The organism is Hypericibacter adhaerens, assembly GCF_008728835.1.
Lineage (GTDB): Bacteria > Pseudomonadota > Alphaproteobacteria > Dongiales > Dongiaceae > Hypericibacter > Hypericibacter adhaerens.
Genome location: NZ_CP042582.1, coordinates 1634881 through 1652102 on the forward strand (window position 1 = coordinate 1634881; position 17222 = coordinate 1652102).

Genomic DNA, 17222 nt, shown 5'->3' on the forward strand with positions numbered 1-17222 from the left:
CTTTCCCGCAGACTGCGGGAATCGAGCCCCCCGGGTCAAGCGTACGCCATCAAATCGTATCGTGGTTCGTCATTCCGCGCGAATTCTCCTGGAAATAGTGGCCGCGGTGGTCGCCGGCATCGTGCTGGTCGTGGCGATCGGCGCGTGGCGCCTGTCGCAGCCGGAGCCCTTGCGCCTCTCCTTCCTGACGCCTTATGTCGAACAGGCGCTGACCTTGCCTGAGCGTTCGATCAAGGTCGCGATCGATGACACGCTCATTACCTGGGCGGGCTGGGGGCGGACGGTCGATCTGCGCGTCCGCGGCGTTCATATCCGCACCAATGGCGGGCGCGAGCTGGCCGCCTTGCCGGAGCTGTCCCTGACGCTCAGCGTCCAGGCGCTGCTGCATGGCATCATCGCCCCGACCTCGATCGAGGTGCTGAACCCGCAGGTCACGCTGCTGCGCGACCATAACGGCCGCTTCCGTTTCGGCCGGGCGCTGGCCCTCACGAGCGACGATACCTCGGACAACGCGGAGCCGGCGCCGAACGGCGGGACGCCGCTGATCCCCGAGGCGCTGGCCGAGTTCATGACGGCCCCGGATTATGGCAAGCCCTCGGGCTATCTGCGGCGCATCAGCATCGTCGACGCCAAGATGGTGCTGGTCGATCGTCGCACCGGCTTGGTCTGGCACGCGCCCGCGGCCGATTTCAGCTTCGAGCGCCATCCCGGCGGGCTGTCCGGCCATCTGCAGCTTCAGGTGCGGGAGCTGGGCCGGCCGGCCCAGTTCACCGGCGACCTGACCTATGATGCGGGCTCGCAGCAGCTCTCGATCCAGGCCAGCTTCTCGGGCGTGGATGCCGCCAGCCTCGGCCTGCTGCGCTCCGAGCTGATGGTGCTCCAGGGCGCGGATCTGACGCTCGATGGCCGGGTCGGAACCCAGCTCAATCTCGACGGGCAGCTCGAGCGCGTCGATTTCGACATGAGCGGCGGACCGGGCAGCCTGACTTTGCCCGACGAGCTCGAGGATCCGATGCCGATCCGCAAGCTCGCCGTCACGGGCAAGCTCGACGCCGGGCTCGACCGGCTGGTGATCGATCACGCGCAGCTCGATCTCGGCGACACGCCGACCGACGGCGAGGCGGTGAAGCCGGGCCCGAGCCTCTCGCTCCAGGGCCAGATCTCGGGGCTCACCACCTATGGCGAGCCGCGCACCGGCGCCCTCCATCTCGCGGCCGACATCAAGGGCAAGGACATCCTGGTCGACGAGCTGGCGCGCTATTGGCCGCAGACCATGGCCTTCAAGCCGCGCAAATGGATCCTCGCCAATCTCGGCGCCGGCCGGATCGACGATCTGAGCGCGACCTTGCGGCTGCGGCTGCCGGGCGGCGATCTCGGTGCCCTGGCGCTCGACAAGGTCGCCGGCACCATGACCGGCAAGGGCTTCACCATCCACTATCTCAAGCCGATGCCGCCCATCACCGACGCGGCCGCGACCGGCAGCTTCGACGCGGACAGCTTCTCCGCCAGCTTCACCGCCGGCCATGTCGGCGGCATCGAGATCCAGTCGGGCCGCATCGACATCACGGATTTCGCCAAGCCCGTGCAGACGATCAAGGTCGACGGCACGGTGCAGGCCTCCATGACGGATGCCCTGAGCCTGCTCGATCATCCGCGGCTGGGCTACATGAAACGGCTCGGGATCGATCCCAAGGCCTCGGCGGGCCAGACCAACACCCATCTGAGCGTGACCTTTCCGGCCGACAAGGACCTGGTCTTCGAGCAGGTCGATCTTTCCGCCGAAAGCAGCCTGGTCGGCGCCGGCATCAAGCATGTGATGTTCGGCAAGGATCTCGATGACGCCAATCTGGAGCTGACGCTCACGCGCAAGGCCATGGCGATCGAGGGCACCGGCCGCTTCGCCGGCGTCGCCAGCGCCATCGCCTGGAAGCAGAATTTCGTCGCCGCCGATTTCGACACCAGGATCGCCTTGCAGGGCACGGTCGACGAGGATCAGCGCAAGGCGCTGGGCGTCGATCTCTCGCCCATCGTGACCGGGCCCGCGGCGTTCGACGTCACCTACACGATCTTCGACGATCATTCGGGCGAGGTGGCGGCCAAGTTCGACCTCGGCCCGACCACGCTCTCGATCGGATCCATGGCCTGGACCAAGCCGGCGGGGACCGCGGGCCAGGCCGAGGCGACCGTCTCCCTGCCGGTCGGCCAGCCGCCGGTGATCAAGAGCTTTTCGGTGAATGCCCTCGACCTGGTCGCGAGCGGCCATGGCAGCCTGACCGACTCCTTCGGCGTGGGCCAGATGGCGCTCGACCGCCTGTCGCTCGGCAAGACCAACCTGACGGGTGTCAAGCTGGCCTATGTCGGCGGGCGGCCCGAGGTCACGGTCGCGGGCGGCGTGCTCGATGTCGAGCCGCTGCTGACGAGCAAGATCACGCTGAAGCCCGAGGAGATGGACAAGCCGCAGCAGCCCACGGCGAGCCGCCCCTTCCTGATCCGCGCCGACAAGCTGGACGTGGTGACGCTGGCGCCCGGCCGGCAGGTGGAGAACGTCCATGTGCTGCTCGACAGCGAGGGCGAATATTGGCACCAGATCGAGATCGACGGCATCCTGCCGGGCGGCACGCCGCTCACCATGACCTATCTGCCCGTCGAAGGCGGGCGGCATCATCTCTCGATCAAGTCGAACGATGCCGGGGCGGCCTTGCGCGTGCTCGACATCTTCGACGATGTGCAGGGCGGCCGGCTCGACGTGTTCGGCGACGCGACGGATTCCGAGCCGAACCGTCCGCTGACCGGCAAGGCGGAGATCCAGGATTTCCGCCTGATCAACCAGTCGGGCCTGGTGCGCCTTATCTCGCTCACGGGCTTCATCGACGCGATGACGGGCGAGGGCTTCCAGTTCGACCGCTTCACGACCGAGTTCACCAAGACCCGCGGCCGCGTCGACATCCCGCTCGCCCGTGCCCACGGGCCGTCGCTGGGCGCCACCGCGACCGGCAATTTCGACGTCGACCAGAACACGATCGACTTGAAGGGCACCATCGTGCCCGCCTATGCGATCAACAGCATCCTCGGTAACATTCCGCTGATCGGCGACCTGATCCAGGGCGGCGAGGGCAAGGGCCTCTTCGCCGCGACCTACACGGCGACGGGCAAGCTCTCCGAGCCGACCTTCACGGTCAACCCGCTGGCGGCATTGGCGCCGGGATTCCTGCGCGGGCTCTTCGACATCTTCGACAGCAACGGCCAGCCGACCCCGCCCACCGCCATGCCCCTGCCGCTGGGGCAGCAGAACCGGTAGGAACAGCCGATCAGGCGGGCCGCACCAGCGCGTGTCGCTTCTTGCCGGCGGAGAGCTTGATATAGCCGTCGCCGGTGAGGTCCTTCAGCGTGATGCGCTGGTTCTCGTCGGCGATGGTGCCGTCATTGAGCCTCGCCCCGCTGCCCTTGATCAGGCGCCGCGCCTCGCCGTTGGAGCTGGCGAGCCCGGCGCGCCGGAAGAGATCGTAGGCGGCGACGCCGCTCTCGAGCTCGGCGCGCGGCAGGTCGATCACCGGGAGCTCGTCGCCGATACCGCCTTGCTCGAAGGTGCGCCGCGCCGTCTCGGCCGCGGCCTCGGCCGCGGCACGGCCATGGGCCAGCGCCGTCGTCTCGGTCGCGAGCACGATCTTCGCCTGGTTGATCTCCGCCCCTTGCAGCGCCTCGAGCTTCGCGATCTCGCCCAACGGCAGGTCGGTGAAGAGCTTGAGGAAGCGCCCGACATCGGCGTCGTCGGTGTTGCGCCAATATTGCCAGTAGTCATAGGCGGGCAGGCGGTCCTCGTTGAGCCAGACGGCGCCGGACGCGGTCTTGCCCATCTTGGCGCCGGAGGCCGTGGTGATGAGCGGCGTGGTCAGGCCGAACAGCTCGCGGTCGTCGGCGCGCCGCCCCAGCTCCACGCCGTTGACGATGTTGCCCCACTGGTCGGAGCCGCCCATCTGCAGGCGGCAGCCATGGCGGCGCGACAGCTCCAGGAAATCGTAGGCCTGGAGCACCATGTAGTTGAACTCGATGAAGGAGAGCGGCTGCTCGCGCTCGAGCCGGAGCTTCACGGAATCGAAGGCGAGCATGCGGTTGACCGAGAAGAAGCGGCCATAGTCGCGCAGGAACGACATGTAGTTGAGCGTGTCGAGCCAGTCGGCATTGTCGACCATGACGGCATCGGTCGGGCCGCCGCCAAACTGCATGAACTTGTCGAAGCAGCGCTGGATGCTGGCCTTGTTGGCGGCGATCTCCGCCTCGCTCAGCATCGGGCGCGCCTCGGTTCGGAAGGAGGGGTCGCCGACCTTGGTGGTGCCGCCGCCCATCAGCACGATCGGCTTGTGGCCGGTGCGCTGCAGGAGCCGCAGCAGCATGATGCTGACCAGGCTGCCGATATGGAGGCTCGAGGCGGTCAGGTCGAAGCCGATATAGGCGGTGATCCGGCCCTTCGCCGCCAGCGCATCCAGCGCGTCCAGATCCGTGCATTGATGCATGTATCCGCGCGCGATCGCGTCCCGCAGGAATTCGGATTTGGGCTCGGCCATGATCGGGTCCGTGGCAAGAAGCAGCCCTGGCCGACCATGAGCGGCGCCGGGGCTTGTCAGAGTGGGGCGCCCATGTAACACAGATCGGCCGGGGCCGACAAATCGGCGACAAGTTCCCGGGGCCCCAAGCGATCCTTAACCAGACCCGGTCCAGTCTCTCCGTCCATGCCCACAGACACCAGCGTCCTGGCCCTCGGCTTGATGAGCGGCACTTCCTGCGACGGCGTCGGCGCCGCCTTGATCGAGACCGACGGGCAGCGCCAGGTGCGCCCGCTGGGAGCCCTGACCAATCCCTATCCGGACGATTTCCGCCTCCGGCTGCGCCGCTCCCTGGGCGATCCCATGGCCGGCCAGGCGATCGCGACCGAGCTCACCGACCGCCATGCCGAGGCGGTGCAGGCCCTGCTGCGCAAGATCGGCCTGGCGCCCGACCGGGTTCGCGTCGCGGGATTCCACGGCCAGACCATCCTGCATGCGCCGGAGCGCCATTACACGCTCCAGGTCGGCGATGGCGGGCGGCTGGCGCAGGAGACGGGCATCGACGTCGTCTCGGATTTCCGCAGCCGGGACGTCGCCGAGGGCGGCGAGGGGGCGCCCCTGGCGCCGCTGTTCCACTGGGCGCTGGCGGCGCCGCTGCCGCGGCCTCTGGGCGTGCTCAATCTGGGCGGCGTGGGCAACGCCACCTGGGTCGGCGAGGATCTCAAAGGCGAGCCCAATCTTCTGGCTTTCGATACCGGGCCCGGCAACGGCCTGCTCGACGATTGGGCCTTCAAGACCACGGGCCAGCATTTCGACAAGAACGGCGCGCTCGCGAGCGCCGGCAAGGTCGACCGCAGCGTGCTGGCCACGCTCATGACCAATCCCTATTTCGGCCGGCCCGCGCCGAAGTCGCTCGACCGCGAGCATTTCAACGCGAACGCGCGCGCGGCCCTGGCGCCGCTCTCGCCCGCCGACGGGGCCGCGACGCTGGTGGCCTTCACCGTCGAGGCGGTGGCGCGCGGGCAGGCGCTGTTCCCGTCGCCGGTCAAGCGCTGGATCGTCACCGGTGGCGGCCGCCACAACCCGGTCGTGATGGAAGCGTTGCGCGCGCGGCTGGGGCTGCCGGTCGATGCGGTGGAATCCGTCGGCTGGGACGGGGATCATCTGGAGGCCCAGGCCTTCGCCTATCTCGCCGTGCGCTCGCTCAAGGGGCTGCCCCTGAGCCTGCCCTCCACCACCGGCGTGCCGCGCCCGATGCCGGGCGGAAAGCTCGATCGTCACCCATGAAAAAGGCCCGCGCGGGCGGCGCGGGCCTTGATCGCTTCGAACCCGAGGCTGTGAGCGCTCAGCGTGCCGCGGCGCGGGTCTTCGCCTTCGGCTTGGCGGTCGGGTAGAGCGCCTCGAGATAATCGTCGACGCGCTCGGCCACCTGGTCGAGATGGTCCTGGAAGAAGTGCGTGGCGCCCTTGATCAGCTTGTAGTCGATCTGGATGTCGCGCTGGTTCGAGAGCTTCTGCACCAGCTTCGCCACCGATTCATGCGGCACCAGCTCGTCCTTCTCGCCATGGATCATCAGGCCCGAGGAGGGGCAGGGGGCGAGGAAACCGAAATCGTAGATGTTGGCGGGCGGCGCCACCGAGATGAAGCCGGTGATCTCCGGGCGTCGCATCAGGAGCTGCATGCCGATCCAGGCGCCGAAGGAATAGCCCGCGATCCAGCAGGCCTTGGCGTTCGGGTTGACCGACTGCAGCCAGTCGAGCGCCGAGGCGGCATCGCTGAGCTCGCCTTCGCCGCGGTCGAAGGAGCCCTGCGAACGGCCCACGCCGCGGAAATTGAACCGGAGCACCGCGAAGCCGCGCTGCGCGAACACCTGATAGAGGGTATAGACCACCTTGTTGTTCATCGTTCCGCCATGCTGCGGATGGGGATGCAGCATGAGGGCGATGGGCGCATCGCTGCCTTTGCCAGGCTGGTAGCGCCCTTCGAGGCGCCCCTCCGGACCGTTCATGATCACTTCAGGCATGTGACAACTTTCTACGCTCGTACCGCCCTCGGCGGTACGGCTGTGAGCGATCTCTAAAACCTATGATACCACTCGGCTATGCTAGGCAAGCGCTTCAGCCCGCCTACTTTCTATACTTGACCGAGCTACTTGGTCATCCTATATCCATCAACGCAGAATGCTGCGGCGCCGAAGGGATCTGCACCGGCTGACCGGCCGTGATCATACCATGACGCCGCGCGCGACTTTCAAGAATAAAGGGAAAATGTCGATGTTCCAATCAGTTAAGGACGAACTCGACAGTATCATCGCGCGCGATCCCGCGGCCCGTAGCCGGATTGAGGTCGCCCTGACCTACCCCGGCTTCCATGCCGTCATGTTCCATCGAATGTCACATGCCGTCTGGATCCGGGGATGGCGTTTCCTCGGCCGCTTCCTGTCACAAATGGGTCGCCTTTTCACCGGAATCGAGATCCATCCCGGTGCGACCGTTGGCCGCCGACTCTTCATCGACCATGGCATGGGCACGGTGGTGGGCGAGACCGCGGAAATCGGCGACGACGTCACCATGTATCACGGCGTGACGCTGGGCGGCGTCTCGCCCTCGATCAATTCGGCGGCGCAGGTCAACCACAAGCGCCACCCGACGATCCGCAACGGCGCGATCATCGGCTCGGGCGCCCAGGTGCTGGGTCCGATCACGGTGGGCGAGCGGGCGCGTGTCGGCGCCAACGCCGTGGTGGTGAAGGATGTGCCGCCCAACGTCGCCGTGGTGGGAATCCCCGCCAAGCCCGTGACCCGCGAGGTCAGCCCCGACTTCATGGCCTATGGCACGCCCACCCACGATCACCCCGATCCGGCGGCGCGCGCGATCGAGGCCCTGATGGAGCAGGTGACCGCGCTCAAGACCCGGGTGGAGGAATTGGAGAAGCGGGAGGAGCAGCGCGACGTCGTGGCCACGCTGCCGCTCGCTGGTGTCGAACGTAGTCCCGCGACCGAAGGCGGCGCCGAGATCCAGCCGCTGCGCCGTCGCGTGGAAAGCTAGAGAAGGAGAGAGATCGTGAAGCTCAGCACGAAAGGCCGTTATGCCGTCATGGCGCTGGTCGATCTGGCAAGTCATAGCCAGGGCCGTCCCGTCGCGTTGGCCGACATCGCGGAGCGACAGGAGATCTCGCTCTCCTATCTCGAGCAGCTCTTCGCCAAGCTGCGGCGCGGCGGGCTGGTCAAGAGCGTCCGTGGACCGGGCGGCGGTTATCTGCTCGCCCGCAGCTCGGCCGAGACCCGCATCTCCGACGCGATCCTGGCGGTGGACGAGCCGATCCGGGCGACGCGCTGTACCCCAGGCTCGCCGACCGGCTGCCGCACCAACAAGAGCCGCTGCCTCACCCACGATCTGTGGGAGGAGCTGGGCAACCAGATCCATCTCTATCTGAGCTCGGTGTCGCTGGAGGATGTCTGCAATCGCCGGGTGCTCGGCACCAGTCACGTGATCCATCACGAGCAGGCGGCCGCTTCGGCGAACGGTCCGGCGGCAAACGGCCCGGCAGGCAGCAACGGCTCCGAGCCGCCGGTCGGATCGGTGCCGCCGACGCCTCATCCCGCCGCGGCGCAGTAGCGCCGGGAAACCCAGGCGAAGCCCTGCCATGACCCGCCAGATCTACATGGACTACAACGCGACCGCGCCGATGCGCCCCCGGGCCATCGAGGCGGTGGCGGCGGGCTTGGCGCAGGCGGGCAATCCTTCCTCGGTGCATCGCTTCGGCCGCCTGGCGCGCCGGGCGGTCGAGGCGGCGCGCGAGACGCTGGCCGGCGCCGTCGGCGCCAGGCCGGCCGAGATCCTGTTCGTGAGCGGCGGCAGCGAAGCGAACAATCTGGCGCTCAAGGGCGCCGGCCGCGCCCGCGTCCTGGCCTCGGCCGTCGAGCATGATTCGGTGCTGGCGGCAGCGGCCGTCGAGCGCATCCCGGTCGATCGCGAGGGCATCGTCGACCTCACGGCGCTCGAGCGGATGCTGAACATGGATTCAAGACCGGCACTGGTGTCGGTGATGCTGGCCAATAACGAGACCGGAGCCATTCAGCCGGTCGCCGAGGTCGCCCGCATCGCCCATGCGCGGGGTGCGCTGGTGCATTGCGATGCGGTGCAGGCGTTCGGGCGGATCGTGCTCGATCTCCCTGCGCTCGACGTGGATTTCGCCAGCCTCTCGGCCCATAAGCTCGGCGGCCCGACGGGCATCGGCGCGCTCTACATGCGCGACGGCCTGGCGCTCACGGCGCAGATCGCCGGCGGCGGCCAGGAGCGCGGCCAGCGCGCCGGAACGCCCAATCTGCCGGGCATCGTCGGCTTCGGGGTTGTGGCGCAGCAGGCGAATGCCGACATCGAGGACATGAGACGGATTCGGGAATTGCGCGATCGGCTCGAGAGCGGCGTCCGGCGGTTGCAGCCCTCGGTGCGGATCTTCGCCGAGAACGCCGAGCGGCTTCCCAACACGAGCTGCTTCGCGGTCGCGGGTCTCGATTCCGAGACCCAGGTGATCGCGCTCGACCTCGCCGGCATCGCGGTCAGTGCCGGTGCCGCCTGTTCCTCGGGGCGGGTCCAGGCCTCGCATGTGCTGCGCGCCATGGGCGCCGATCCGGTGCTGGCCGGCAGCGCCATCCGGGTCAGCCTGGGCTGGCAGAGCGAGGAGCGGGACATCGACGAGTTTCTGACGGCCTGGCGCGCGCTCCTGGCCCGTCATGCCGGAGCCGCCCAGACCGAGACGGCCGCCTGAACCGAACATAAAGACCGGATAGGGATTGCGATGAGCCTCGAACTGAAGACCAACTTGCCGGAGCTGAACGGAGAGGGCGCGGCGCCTCGCGGCAGCAACGCGCCGCAGCTGCCGATCTATCTGGACTATCAGGCGACGACGCCCTGCGATCCGCGGGTGGTTCAGGCGATGCTGCCCTACTTCACGGAGAAGTTCGGCAATCCGCATTCGCGCAACCACAGCCATGGCTGGGAAGCCGAAGAAGCGGTCGAGACCGCGCGCCGGCAGGTGGCCTCGATCATCGGCGCCGACGAGCGCGAGGTGATCTTCACCTCCGGCGCCACCGAGTCCAACAATCTGGCGATCAAGGGCGTGATGCGCTTCCACAAGGACAAGCGCAACCACATGATCACCACGGTGACCGAGCATAAGTGCGTGCTCGACAGCGCGCGGCATATGGAGATGGAAGGCGTCGAGGTCACCTATCTGCCGGTGCAGCAGAACGGCCTGGTCGACCTGGAGGCGCTCAAGGCGGCGATCACGCCGAAGACCGCGCTGGTCTCGATCATGGCGGTCAACAACGAGATCGGCGTGATCCAGCCCTTGGCCGAGATCGGCAAGATCTGCCGCGAGCGCGGCGTCTATTTCCATACCGACGCGGCGCAGGCGGTGGGCAAGATCCCGCTCGATGTCAACGCCATGAACATCGACCTGCTCAGCATCTCGGGCCACAAGATCTACGGGCCCAAGGGCATCGGCGCGCTCTATGTCCGCCGCAAGCCGCGCGTGCGCCTCGAGGCGCTGATCCATGGCGGCGGTCAGGAGCGCGGTTTCCGTTCCGGCACGCTGCCGACGCCGCTCTGCGTCGGGCTGGGCGAGGCTTGCGCCATCGCCGAGCGCGAGATGGGCGCCGAGGCCGAGCGGCTGCGCTTCCTGCGCGACAAGCTCCTCAAGGGCATCACCAAGGCGCTGCCTGAGGTCTATGTGAACGGCGACCTGGAGCAGCGCATCCCCGGCAACATCAATCTCTCCTTCGCCTATGTCGAGGGCGAGGGGCTGATGATGGGCATCAAGAATCTGTCGGTCTCCTCGGGCTCGGCCTGCACCTCGGCCTCGCTCGAGCCCTCCTATGTGCTGCGCGCGCTGGGCGTGGAGGAGGAACTGGCCCATACCTCGATCCGGTTCGGGCTGGGCCGCTTCACGACCGAGGCGGAAGTCGACTATGCCGTCGAGCATGTGGTGGGTGCGGTGAAGCGCTTGCGCGAGCTGAGCCCGCTCTGGGAGATGGCGCAGGAAGGCATCGACATCAAATCGATCGAATGGACCGGCCACTGACGGGTCCCGCCGTCAATAAGCTGTTCCGGACCGGAATGAGGAGTGAAGAGAGATGAGCTATAGCGAGAAGTTGCTCGAGCATTACGAGAACCCGCGCAATGTCGGGACGCTCGACAAATCCGATCAGAGCGTCGGCACGGGCCTGGTGGGCGCGCCCGCCTGCGGCGACGTCATGAAGCTGCAGATCAAGGTCGGCAAGGACGGCATCATCGAGGATGCGAAGTTCAAGACCTTCGGCTGCGGCTCGGCGATCGCCTCCTCCTCGCTCGCGACCGAGTGGATCAAGGGCAAGAGCATCGACGAGGCCGAGACCATCAAGAACACCGACATCGCGCAGCATCTGTCGCTGCCGCCGGTGAAGATCCATTGCTCGGTCCTCGCCGAGGACGCGATCAAGGCGGCGATCAAGGACTATCGCGAGAAGAACGGCGCGATGGCACCGGAGGCCGCGAAGGCGGCGGCGCCCCAGGTGGCGCAGGCAAAATGAACGAGCAGAGTCCGATCGAGCGGCCGGCGACCGAGGCGGTCGCGGCGCCGGCACCGGCGCCCCGCAGCGAGCGCCGCGCGGCCCGGCCTCGGCCCAAGGCCATGACGCTGACGGAGCGCGCCGCCGGGCGCGTGCGCGAGCTCCTGGAGGCGCGTGGCAAGCCCTCGGCCGGAATCCGCATCGGCATCCGCACCAAGGGCTGCTCGGGCCTCTCCTACACGCTCGAATATGCCGACGAGAAGGGCCCGATGGACGAGGTGGTCGAGGAGCATGGCGTCACGCTGCTCATCGATCCGAAGGCGACGATGTTCATCCTCGGCACCGAGATGGATTACGTGGAGGAGAAGCTGCAGTCCGGCTTCGTCTTCAAGAATCCGAACGAGAAAGGCCGGTGCGGCTGCGGCGAATCGTTCCACGTTTGACGGGCCGCTGAGGCCCTACAACGAGGGCGCGGGGGCCGGCAGCGGCGTCCGCGCCCGTTTGATGACAGAGGATGGCGCAAGACCCGATCATGGCCGACAAGACGACAGCCCCCGAAAGCGGCGGCGCGGCGACCGGCCCGCTGGCCGCCTGCTGGTCCTGCAAGGGGCCGGTGGCTGCGGCCGCGTTGTTCTGCCATGTCTGCGGCGCGGTCCAGCCGCCGCGCGAGGTCGACGCTTATACGCGTCTCGGCTTCGAGCCGCGCTTCGATATCGATCCGGCCGAGCTCGACAAGCGCTATCTGGGTTTCCAGCGCAACCTCCATCCCGACCGCTTCGCCCGTAAGAGCCCGCGCGAGAAGGCCATCGCCGAGAGCCAGGCGATGAGCCTCAACGAGGCCTATGAGACGCTGAAGGACGCGGTCCGGCGCGCGCAGGCGCTGCTCGCCCGCGCCGGCATCGCCTCGCCGGTGGGCGAGAGCCGTACCATCGAGGATCGCGAGCTGCTGATGGAGGCGATGGAGGTGCGCGAGGCGCTGGAGGAAGCGGCGGATCTCGACGCCCTGCAACGCCTGGCGTCGCGCGCGCAGCAGGAGGAGGCGGGCTGCCTGAAGGCGCTGACGGCGGCCTTCGCCGAGCGCGACTGGGACGAGGCGGCGCGCCAGACCACGCGACTCAAATATTGGCGGAAGTTCGCCGAGGAGCTGCGCGGCAAGCGCGCGGTCCTGGCGGGAGCGTCGTCCTGATGCTGCTGCAGATCCACGAGCCCGGTCAGACGCCCGCACCTCACGAGCAGGATCGAGGGCTTGCCGTCGGGATCGATCTCGGCACCACCAATTCCGTGGTCGCGGTCGCGATCGCCGACCGGGCGCAGGTGCTGCGCGACCAGGAGGGCAGCGGCCTGCTGCCTTCGGTCGTGGCCTATGGCGCGGACGGCTCGGTGCTGGTGGGAGAGCCCGCGATCGACAAGCTCGCGGAGGATCCGCAGGGCGTGGTGAGCTCGATCAAGCGGCTGATGGGCCGCTCGGCCGGCGACCTCAAGCAGCTCGGCGGCACGCTCCCCTACGACATCGACGAGACCACCGGCATCGGCATGGTGCGGCTCAAGATCCGCGGCCGGCGCCTGACGCCGGTCGAGATCTCGGCCGACATCCTGCGTGCGATCAAGGCGCGCGCCGAGGCGCGCCTGGGGCAGGCGGTCGATCAGGCGGTCGTCACCGTGCCCGCCTATTTCGACGATGCGGCGCGCAACGCCACCAAGGACGCGGCGCGTCTCGCCGGGCTCGAGGTGCTGCGCCTGGTCAACGAACCGACGGCGGCGGCCCTGGCCTATGGCCTCGATCACGAAGCCGAGGGCGTCTATGCGGTCTACGACCTCGGCGGCGGCACCTTCGACATCTCGCTGCTGCGCCTCGAGAAGGGCGTGTTCCAGGTGCTGGCCACCGGCGGCGACGCGGCCTTGGGCGGCGACGATTTCGACCATCTGATCGCCGAGCGTTTCCTCGCCGAGCGCCAGGAAGCCGGCGTCGCCTCCGCGCTCGACAGCGCCGAGGCCAAGACCCTTCTGCTGGCGGCGCGCCGGGTGAAAGAGGCGCTGACCGAAGAAGAGCAGGGAAGCTGGGACATCTTGCTCGCCGGCCGCTCGACGCGCCATGCGCTGAGCCGCGCCGGGCTCGAGACGCTGATCGCCCCCCTGGTGAAGCGCACGATCCATCTGGTGCGGGGCGTGTTGGAGGATGCCGGGGTGGAGGCCTCCGCCGTGAAGGGCGTGGTGCTGGTGGGCGGTTCGACCCGCGTGCCGGCGGTGCGCCGCGCCGTGGCCGAACTGTTCGGCCGCGAGCCCTTGGCCGATATCGATCCCGACGAGGTGGTGGCGCTCGGTGCCGCCCTGCAGGCCCAGGCGCTGACCCAGGGTGGCGGCGCGCTGCTGCTCGATGTGACGCCGCTGTCGCTCGGCATCGAGACCATGGGCGGCATCGTCGAGAAGGTGATCCCGCGCAACACGCCCATTCCGGTGGCGATGGCGCAGGATTTCACCACCTACCAGGACGGCCAGACCGGGATGCTGGTCCATGTGCTCCAGGGCGAGCGCGAGACGGTCGATCAGTGCCGGTCGCTCGGTCGCTTCGAGCTCAAGGGCATTCCGCCGATGACGGCGGGCGCCGCCCGCATCCGCGTCACCTACGCGGTCGATGCCGACGGGCTGCTGACCGTGTCGGCCGAGGAAAAGACCACCGGCGTCAAGGCGCAGATCGAGGTCAAGCCCTCCTACGGGCTCAGCGAGGAGGACATGGCGCGCATGCTGCGCGACAGCCTCGAGAATGCGCGCGAGGATATGGAGCGCCGGCTGCTGATCGAGGCCCGGGTCGAGGCCGAGCGCGTGCTGCTGGCCCTGGGCGCGGCCCTCTCGGCCGATGGCGCGCTGGCGACGAAGGAGGAGCGCCAGGCGCTCGAGGCCGTCGGCCTGCGACTGAAAGCCGCGATCGCGGGCGAGGACCGGGATTTGATTAACGGCCTGGTGGAAGAGCTGGAACGGGTGGGCAAGCCCTTCGCCCAGCGCCGGATCGACCGCGCCATCAACAGCGCGCTGGCCGGGCACAGGCTTGACGAGATCGAGGCGGATGTGGCACCGGAGCGCGTCCCGCCGGCCTGAGGTTGGGGCGCCTGCCGAGACGGCCCCTGTGTGCCGGGTGCGAGAAGGGCCCCGGCGTGACGAGTTTGGCGACGGAGACGGATTCAATGCCCAAGATGACCTTCATCAAGCCGGACGGCGAGCGCGTGGAAGTCGACGCCCCGATCGGCCTGTCGGTGCTGGAGATCGCGCACCGCAACAATATCGATCTCGAGGGGGCCTGCGAGGGCTCGCTCGCCTGCTCGACCTGCCATGTCATCGTCGATCCCGAATGGTTCGACGTGCTGAACGAGCCGAGCGAGGACGAGGAGGACATGCTCGATCTCGCCTTCGGCCTGACCCACACCTCGCGGCTGGGCTGCCAGATCCGCATGACCGAGGAGCTCGACGGCCTGACCGTGTCGCTGCCGGCCGGCACGCGCAACATGATGGTCGGCAAGAGCTGACGGACGGGTTCGCGGGAGGCTCCATCATGGCGTTGCGCTGGACCGACGTGCAGGAAATCGCCGCGCAGCTCGAGGAGGCGCATCCCGAGGCCGACGTGGTTAACCTGCGATTTACCGATCTGTGGAAATGGGTACAGGAGCTCGAGGAGTTCACGGACGACCCCAAGCGGTCGAACGAGAAGATCCTTGAAGCGATCCAGGCGGCCTGGCTCGAGGAACGCCGGTAACCCGAGCTGACCGGGCCGAGCCGCCCCCGGAGTCCCTGACATGTCCGCCCCCGCCGCCCCCACGGCCGGCCAACCAACGCCCGCCCATCCGACGCCCCCGATATCGAAGGGGCGTCTGGAGGCGCTGCTGGCTTCGCCGCTCGCGACCTTGGTCGCGCGGCCCTGGCTCGACTGGCTGATCCTGCGCCTGGTGACGCGGCTCTACATGCCGCTTTCCCGTGCCTGGGCCGCGGCGCTCGATTCCGACGGCAGCGTCGAGCGCTTCCGCATGGAGATCGGCTGCGATCTTCCGGAACGCGCGGTCCCGACGCGGGCGCTCGCGAAGGTCGCGGCGCTGAAGGCCGATTTCAAGGCCGCCGACGCGGCCTGGCTCGAGGCCTTCTTCGGCAAGAACGAACCGGGGCAGGCGGCGCTTCTCGAGGCCGAGGGCCGCTGGCGCCGGTCGAGCCACCGGCTCATGAATGCGCGCTGGAAATTCCTGTCGCTGGCGCTGCGCCACAAGCTGCCGGCCGCGCGTTACCACATCCCCGCCATCGACGAGGTCGAAGCGGCCTATGGGCCGTTGCGCGCCGACCTGGACAAGGCCTTCGCCTTGCCGGCGCCCCTGCCGAAGATCGAGCGCTCACACGCGATCGAACGCGAATGGGGCCGGGAATACTGGCTGCGCTTCGCCTCGCCCGGGCCGGACCGGGATCAGGCCTGGGCGCATGTGTTCGAGCCGCGGGCGGCCGAGCATGCGCCCTCGGTCATTCACGGCCACGGCCTCTCGGTCGAGATCGAAGCCTATGAGGATATGGTCGACGATCTGCTTCAGCTCGTCGCCCGCGGCATCCGCGTCATCCGCCTGGAGGCGCCCTGGCATGTGCGCCGGCGCCAGCAAGGCTGGTACGGCGGCGAGCGGTTCATCGCGACGCAGCCGCTGGGCGCGCTGGAGCTCCTGACCACGGCGGCCCGCGAGATGGGAATCGTTGCGGGCTGGTGCCGGCAGCAGAGCGCGCGCCGCGTCGCTTTCGGCGGCGCCAGCATGGGGGCGCTGACCGCGCAACTGGCGGCGGCCCGGGCCCGGGCCTGGCCGGAACGCCACCGCCCCGACGTGCTGTTCCTGATCACTACCAGCGACAGCGTGGCGGCGCTCGCGGTCGAGAGCAGCATCTCGCACGGCGTCGGGTTGCCCCAGGCCCTGCATCACGGCGGCTGGGGCGATGCCAATCTCGGCGCTTTCGCCGCCTTCACCGATCCGGGTCTCGTGGCGCCGTTGCCGCCTTCGAACATCATCATGGCGCTGGGCCGGGCGGACGATGTGACCCCCTGCCGGCGCGGCGCCTCGCTCGCCGAGCATTGGAACCTGCCGGGGCGCAACCTCTTCCTCTATGACCGTGGGCATTTCACCGTGCCCATCGGCATGTTCCGCGATCGGGAGCCTCTGGAGCGCCTGGTGGAACGGTTGCAGCGCAAAACAACCGTCGGTTTGCGCGAGATTCAGCTCAAGCTCGCGACCGCACCGCAGCAATCCACAAAAACCCCCTGATTTTTCGAGACCCGATGTCATCCCGGCTGCCGGAGAGGCGGACCTCGCGGCGGGAATCGGTTATGCTTCCGTCTAACAAGGAGCGCCCGATCCCCCGCGTGGGATCAGGGCTACGCCACCCGGAGGGGGACCTGTCAGGCATGCCCGCTGTCGCGCACAGCCAGGCGCCGGTCTTCGTCGTCGCGGACGATCATCCGATGGTCCGCGACGCACTCGCTTTGGCACTGCGAGCAGCGTTTCCCGGAACGCAGATCGAATTTGCAGGCTCGTTGAACGAGACGCTGGCGGCGCTCGAGCGCCGTCCTCATGCCGATCTGGTGATCCTCGATCTCGACATGCCGGGCATGGCCGGCATGACGGGGCTGGCGCAGCTCCGCTCTTCCCATCCGGCGGTGCCAGTTGCGATCGTCTCGGCGGCGAAGAGCCCCGCCCTGATGCGCCAGACGATCGAGATGGGGGCCTCGGGCTTCATCCCCAAATTCACGCCCTCGCAGGAGATCACCGACGCCATCCGCGAGATCCTGGCGGGCGTCGTCTGGCTGCCGGAAGCGGCGCGCGACCATCAGCTGGCGCCGAGCGAGGCCGATCTCGCGCTGCGTGCGGCCCAGCTCACGCCGCAGCAGCACCGCGTGCTGGCGCTCATGGCCGAGGGCAAGCCCAACAAGGTGATCGCCTTCGAGATGCAGATCACCGAGCCCACGGTCAAGTCGCACGTGACCGAGATCCTGCGCCGGCTGGGCGTGCAATCGCGGACCCAGGCCGTGATCGTCGCGCAGAAGCTGGGCATCGAGCCCTCGAGCCCGACGCCGGCGGGGGGCTGAGCTCCCGGCGCACGGGGCCGCCGAATGCTGCGCCGCC

At 68.3% G+C, this 17222-nt stretch carries 15 protein-coding genes and 1 pseudogene; 14 read left to right on the plus strand and 2 right to left on the minus strand.

Annotated elements, in window-relative coordinates; genetic code table 11:
* The first annotated feature begins 106 nt into the window (after positions 1–106).
* Positions 107–3298: a YhdP family protein gene (locus FRZ61_RS07195; protein WP_191909337.1), complete on the plus strand. Its 3192-nt coding sequence runs from the start codon at positions 107–109 to the stop codon at positions 3296–3298.
* Between the two features lie 10 nt (positions 3299–3308).
* On the opposite strand, the gene tyrS is transcribed toward FRZ61_RS07195, so the two are convergent.
* Positions 3309–4562, minus strand: coding sequence for a tyrosine--tRNA ligase (gene tyrS / locus FRZ61_RS07200; RefSeq protein WP_151116114.1), 1254 nt, complete (start codon positions 4560–4562; stop codon positions 3309–3311).
* A 165-nt stretch (positions 4563–4727) separates the two neighbouring features.
* Here tyrS and FRZ61_RS07205 point away from each other — a divergent pair, with 165 nt between their 5' ends.
* The gene (locus FRZ61_RS07205) at positions 4728–5828 is read left to right on the plus strand and encodes an anhydro-N-acetylmuramic acid kinase (RefSeq protein ID WP_151116116.1); all 1101 of its coding nucleotides are present in this window, start codon (positions 4728–4730) and stop codon (positions 5826–5828) included.
* Positions 5829–5886: 58 nt separating this feature from the next.
* Here FRZ61_RS07205 and FRZ61_RS07210 read toward each other — a convergent pair whose 3' ends face one another.
* Positions 5887–6564, minus strand: a complete 678-nt coding sequence (locus FRZ61_RS07210; protein ID WP_151116118.1) for an alpha/beta hydrolase — start codon at positions 6562–6564, stop codon at positions 5887–5889.
* Between the two features lie 250 nt (positions 6565–6814).
* Between FRZ61_RS07210 and cysE the strand changes: the two genes are divergently transcribed.
* From cysE to FRZ61_RS07270, 12 genes and pseudogenes are all read left to right on the plus strand, one after another.
* A complete protein-coding gene (gene cysE, locus FRZ61_RS07215; protein ID WP_151116120.1) occupies positions 6815–7588 on the plus strand; it encodes a serine O-acetyltransferase in 774 nt (257 codons plus the stop codon).
* Between the two features lie 15 nt (positions 7589–7603).
* Positions 7604–8035 (plus strand): annotated as a pseudogene (locus tag FRZ61_RS07220) (Rrf2 family transcriptional regulator); the annotation flags it as partial.
* Positions 8036–8186: 151 nt separating this feature from the next.
* Positions 8187–9311: a cysteine desulfurase family protein gene (locus tag FRZ61_RS07225; protein WP_151116124.1), complete on the plus strand. Its 1125-nt coding sequence runs from the start codon at positions 8187–8189 to the stop codon at positions 9309–9311.
* A gap of 30 nt (positions 9312–9341) precedes the next feature.
* The gene (locus FRZ61_RS07230) at positions 9342–10625 is read left to right on the plus strand and encodes an IscS subfamily cysteine desulfurase (RefSeq protein ID WP_151116126.1); all 1284 of its coding nucleotides are present in this window, start codon (positions 9342–9344) and stop codon (positions 10623–10625) included.
* A gap of 52 nt (positions 10626–10677) precedes the next feature.
* Positions 10678–11112 carry a Fe-S cluster assembly scaffold IscU gene (iscU, locus tag FRZ61_RS07235; protein WP_151116128.1) on the plus strand — a complete coding sequence of 145 codons (435 nt, stop codon included), beginning with the start codon at positions 10678–10680 and terminating at the stop codon, positions 11110–11112.
* 101 nt (positions 11113–11213) lie between these two features.
* Positions 11214–11534: a HesB/IscA family protein gene (locus FRZ61_RS07240; protein WP_151120733.1), complete on the plus strand. Its 321-nt coding sequence runs from the start codon at positions 11214–11216 to the stop codon at positions 11532–11534.
* A gap of 89 nt (positions 11535–11623) precedes the next feature.
* Positions 11624–12277 carry a Fe-S protein assembly co-chaperone HscB gene (gene hscB, locus FRZ61_RS07245; protein WP_151116129.1) on the plus strand — a complete coding sequence of 218 codons (654 nt, stop codon included), beginning with the start codon at positions 11624–11626 and terminating at the stop codon, positions 12275–12277.
* Positions 12277–14184 carry a Fe-S protein assembly chaperone HscA gene (gene hscA, locus FRZ61_RS07250; RefSeq protein ID WP_225309162.1) on the plus strand — a complete coding sequence of 636 codons (1908 nt, stop codon included), beginning with the start codon at positions 12277–12279 and terminating at the stop codon, positions 14182–14184. Before hscB ends, hscA begins: the two co-directional genes overlap by 1 nt.
* An 86-nt stretch (positions 14185–14270) precedes the next feature.
* A complete protein-coding gene (locus tag FRZ61_RS07255; protein ID WP_151116131.1) occupies positions 14271–14609 on the plus strand; it encodes a ferredoxin family 2Fe-2S iron-sulfur cluster binding protein in 339 nt (112 codons plus the stop codon).
* Positions 14610–14635: 26 nt separating this feature from the next.
* A complete protein-coding gene (gene iscX, locus FRZ61_RS07260; protein ID WP_225309163.1) occupies positions 14636–14836 on the plus strand; it encodes a Fe-S cluster assembly protein IscX in 201 nt (66 codons plus the stop codon).
* Between the two features lie 40 nt (positions 14837–14876).
* Complete coding sequence (locus tag FRZ61_RS07265; RefSeq protein WP_151116133.1) at positions 14877–16364, plus strand: hypothetical protein; 1488 nt, start codon at positions 14877–14879, stop codon at positions 16362–16364.
* A 140-nt stretch (positions 16365–16504) separates the two neighbouring features.
* Complete coding sequence (locus FRZ61_RS07270; RefSeq protein WP_151116135.1) at positions 16505–17185, plus strand: response regulator; 681 nt, start codon at positions 16505–16507, stop codon at positions 17183–17185.
* Positions 17186–17222 lie beyond the last annotated feature (37 nt).

What these genes read in the sequence shown, in the direction of transcription:
- FRZ61_RS07230 (WP_151116126.1), top strand. Translation starts at nt 9,342, where the DNA reads ATGAGCCTCGAACTGAAGACCAACTTGCCGGAGCTGAACGGAGAGGGC.
- iscX (WP_225309163.1), top strand. Translation starts at nt 14,636, where the DNA reads ATGGCGTTGCGCTGGACCGACGTGCAGGAAATCGCCGCGCAGCTCGAG.
- FRZ61_RS07270 (WP_151116135.1), top strand. Translation starts at nt 16,505, where the DNA reads ATGCCCGCTGTCGCGCACAGCCAGGCGCCGGTCTTCGTCGTCGCGGAC.
- FRZ61_RS07240 (WP_151120733.1), top strand. Translation starts at nt 11,214, where the DNA reads ATGACGCTGACGGAGCGCGCCGCCGGGCGCGTGCGCGAGCTCCTGGAG.
- hscB (WP_151116129.1), top strand. Translation starts at nt 11,624, where the DNA reads ATGGCCGACAAGACGACAGCCCCCGAAAGCGGCGGCGCGGCGACCGGC.
- hscA (WP_225309162.1), top strand. Translation starts at nt 12,277, where the DNA reads ATGCTGCTGCAGATCCACGAGCCCGGTCAGACGCCCGCACCTCACGAG.
- FRZ61_RS07225 (WP_151116124.1), top strand. Translation starts at nt 8,187, where the DNA reads ATGACCCGCCAGATCTACATGGACTACAACGCGACCGCGCCGATGCGC.
- FRZ61_RS07205 (WP_151116116.1), top strand. Translation starts at nt 4,728, where the DNA reads ATGCCCACAGACACCAGCGTCCTGGCCCTCGGCTTGATGAGCGGCACT.
- FRZ61_RS07210 (WP_151116118.1), bottom strand. Translation starts at nt 6,564, where the DNA reads ATGCCTGAAGTGATCATGAACGGTCCGGAGGGGCGCCTCGAAGGGCGC.
- FRZ61_RS07255 (WP_151116131.1), top strand. Translation starts at nt 14,271, where the DNA reads ATGCCCAAGATGACCTTCATCAAGCCGGACGGCGAGCGCGTGGAAGTC.
- cysE (WP_151116120.1), top strand. Translation starts at nt 6,815, where the DNA reads ATGTTCCAATCAGTTAAGGACGAACTCGACAGTATCATCGCGCGCGAT.
- iscU (WP_151116128.1), top strand. Translation starts at nt 10,678, where the DNA reads ATGAGCTATAGCGAGAAGTTGCTCGAGCATTACGAGAACCCGCGCAAT.
- tyrS (WP_151116114.1), bottom strand. Translation starts at nt 4,562, where the DNA reads ATGGCCGAGCCCAAATCCGAATTCCTGCGGGACGCGATCGCGCGCGGA.
- FRZ61_RS07265 (WP_151116133.1), top strand. Translation starts at nt 14,877, where the DNA reads ATGTCCGCCCCCGCCGCCCCCACGGCCGGCCAACCAACGCCCGCCCAT.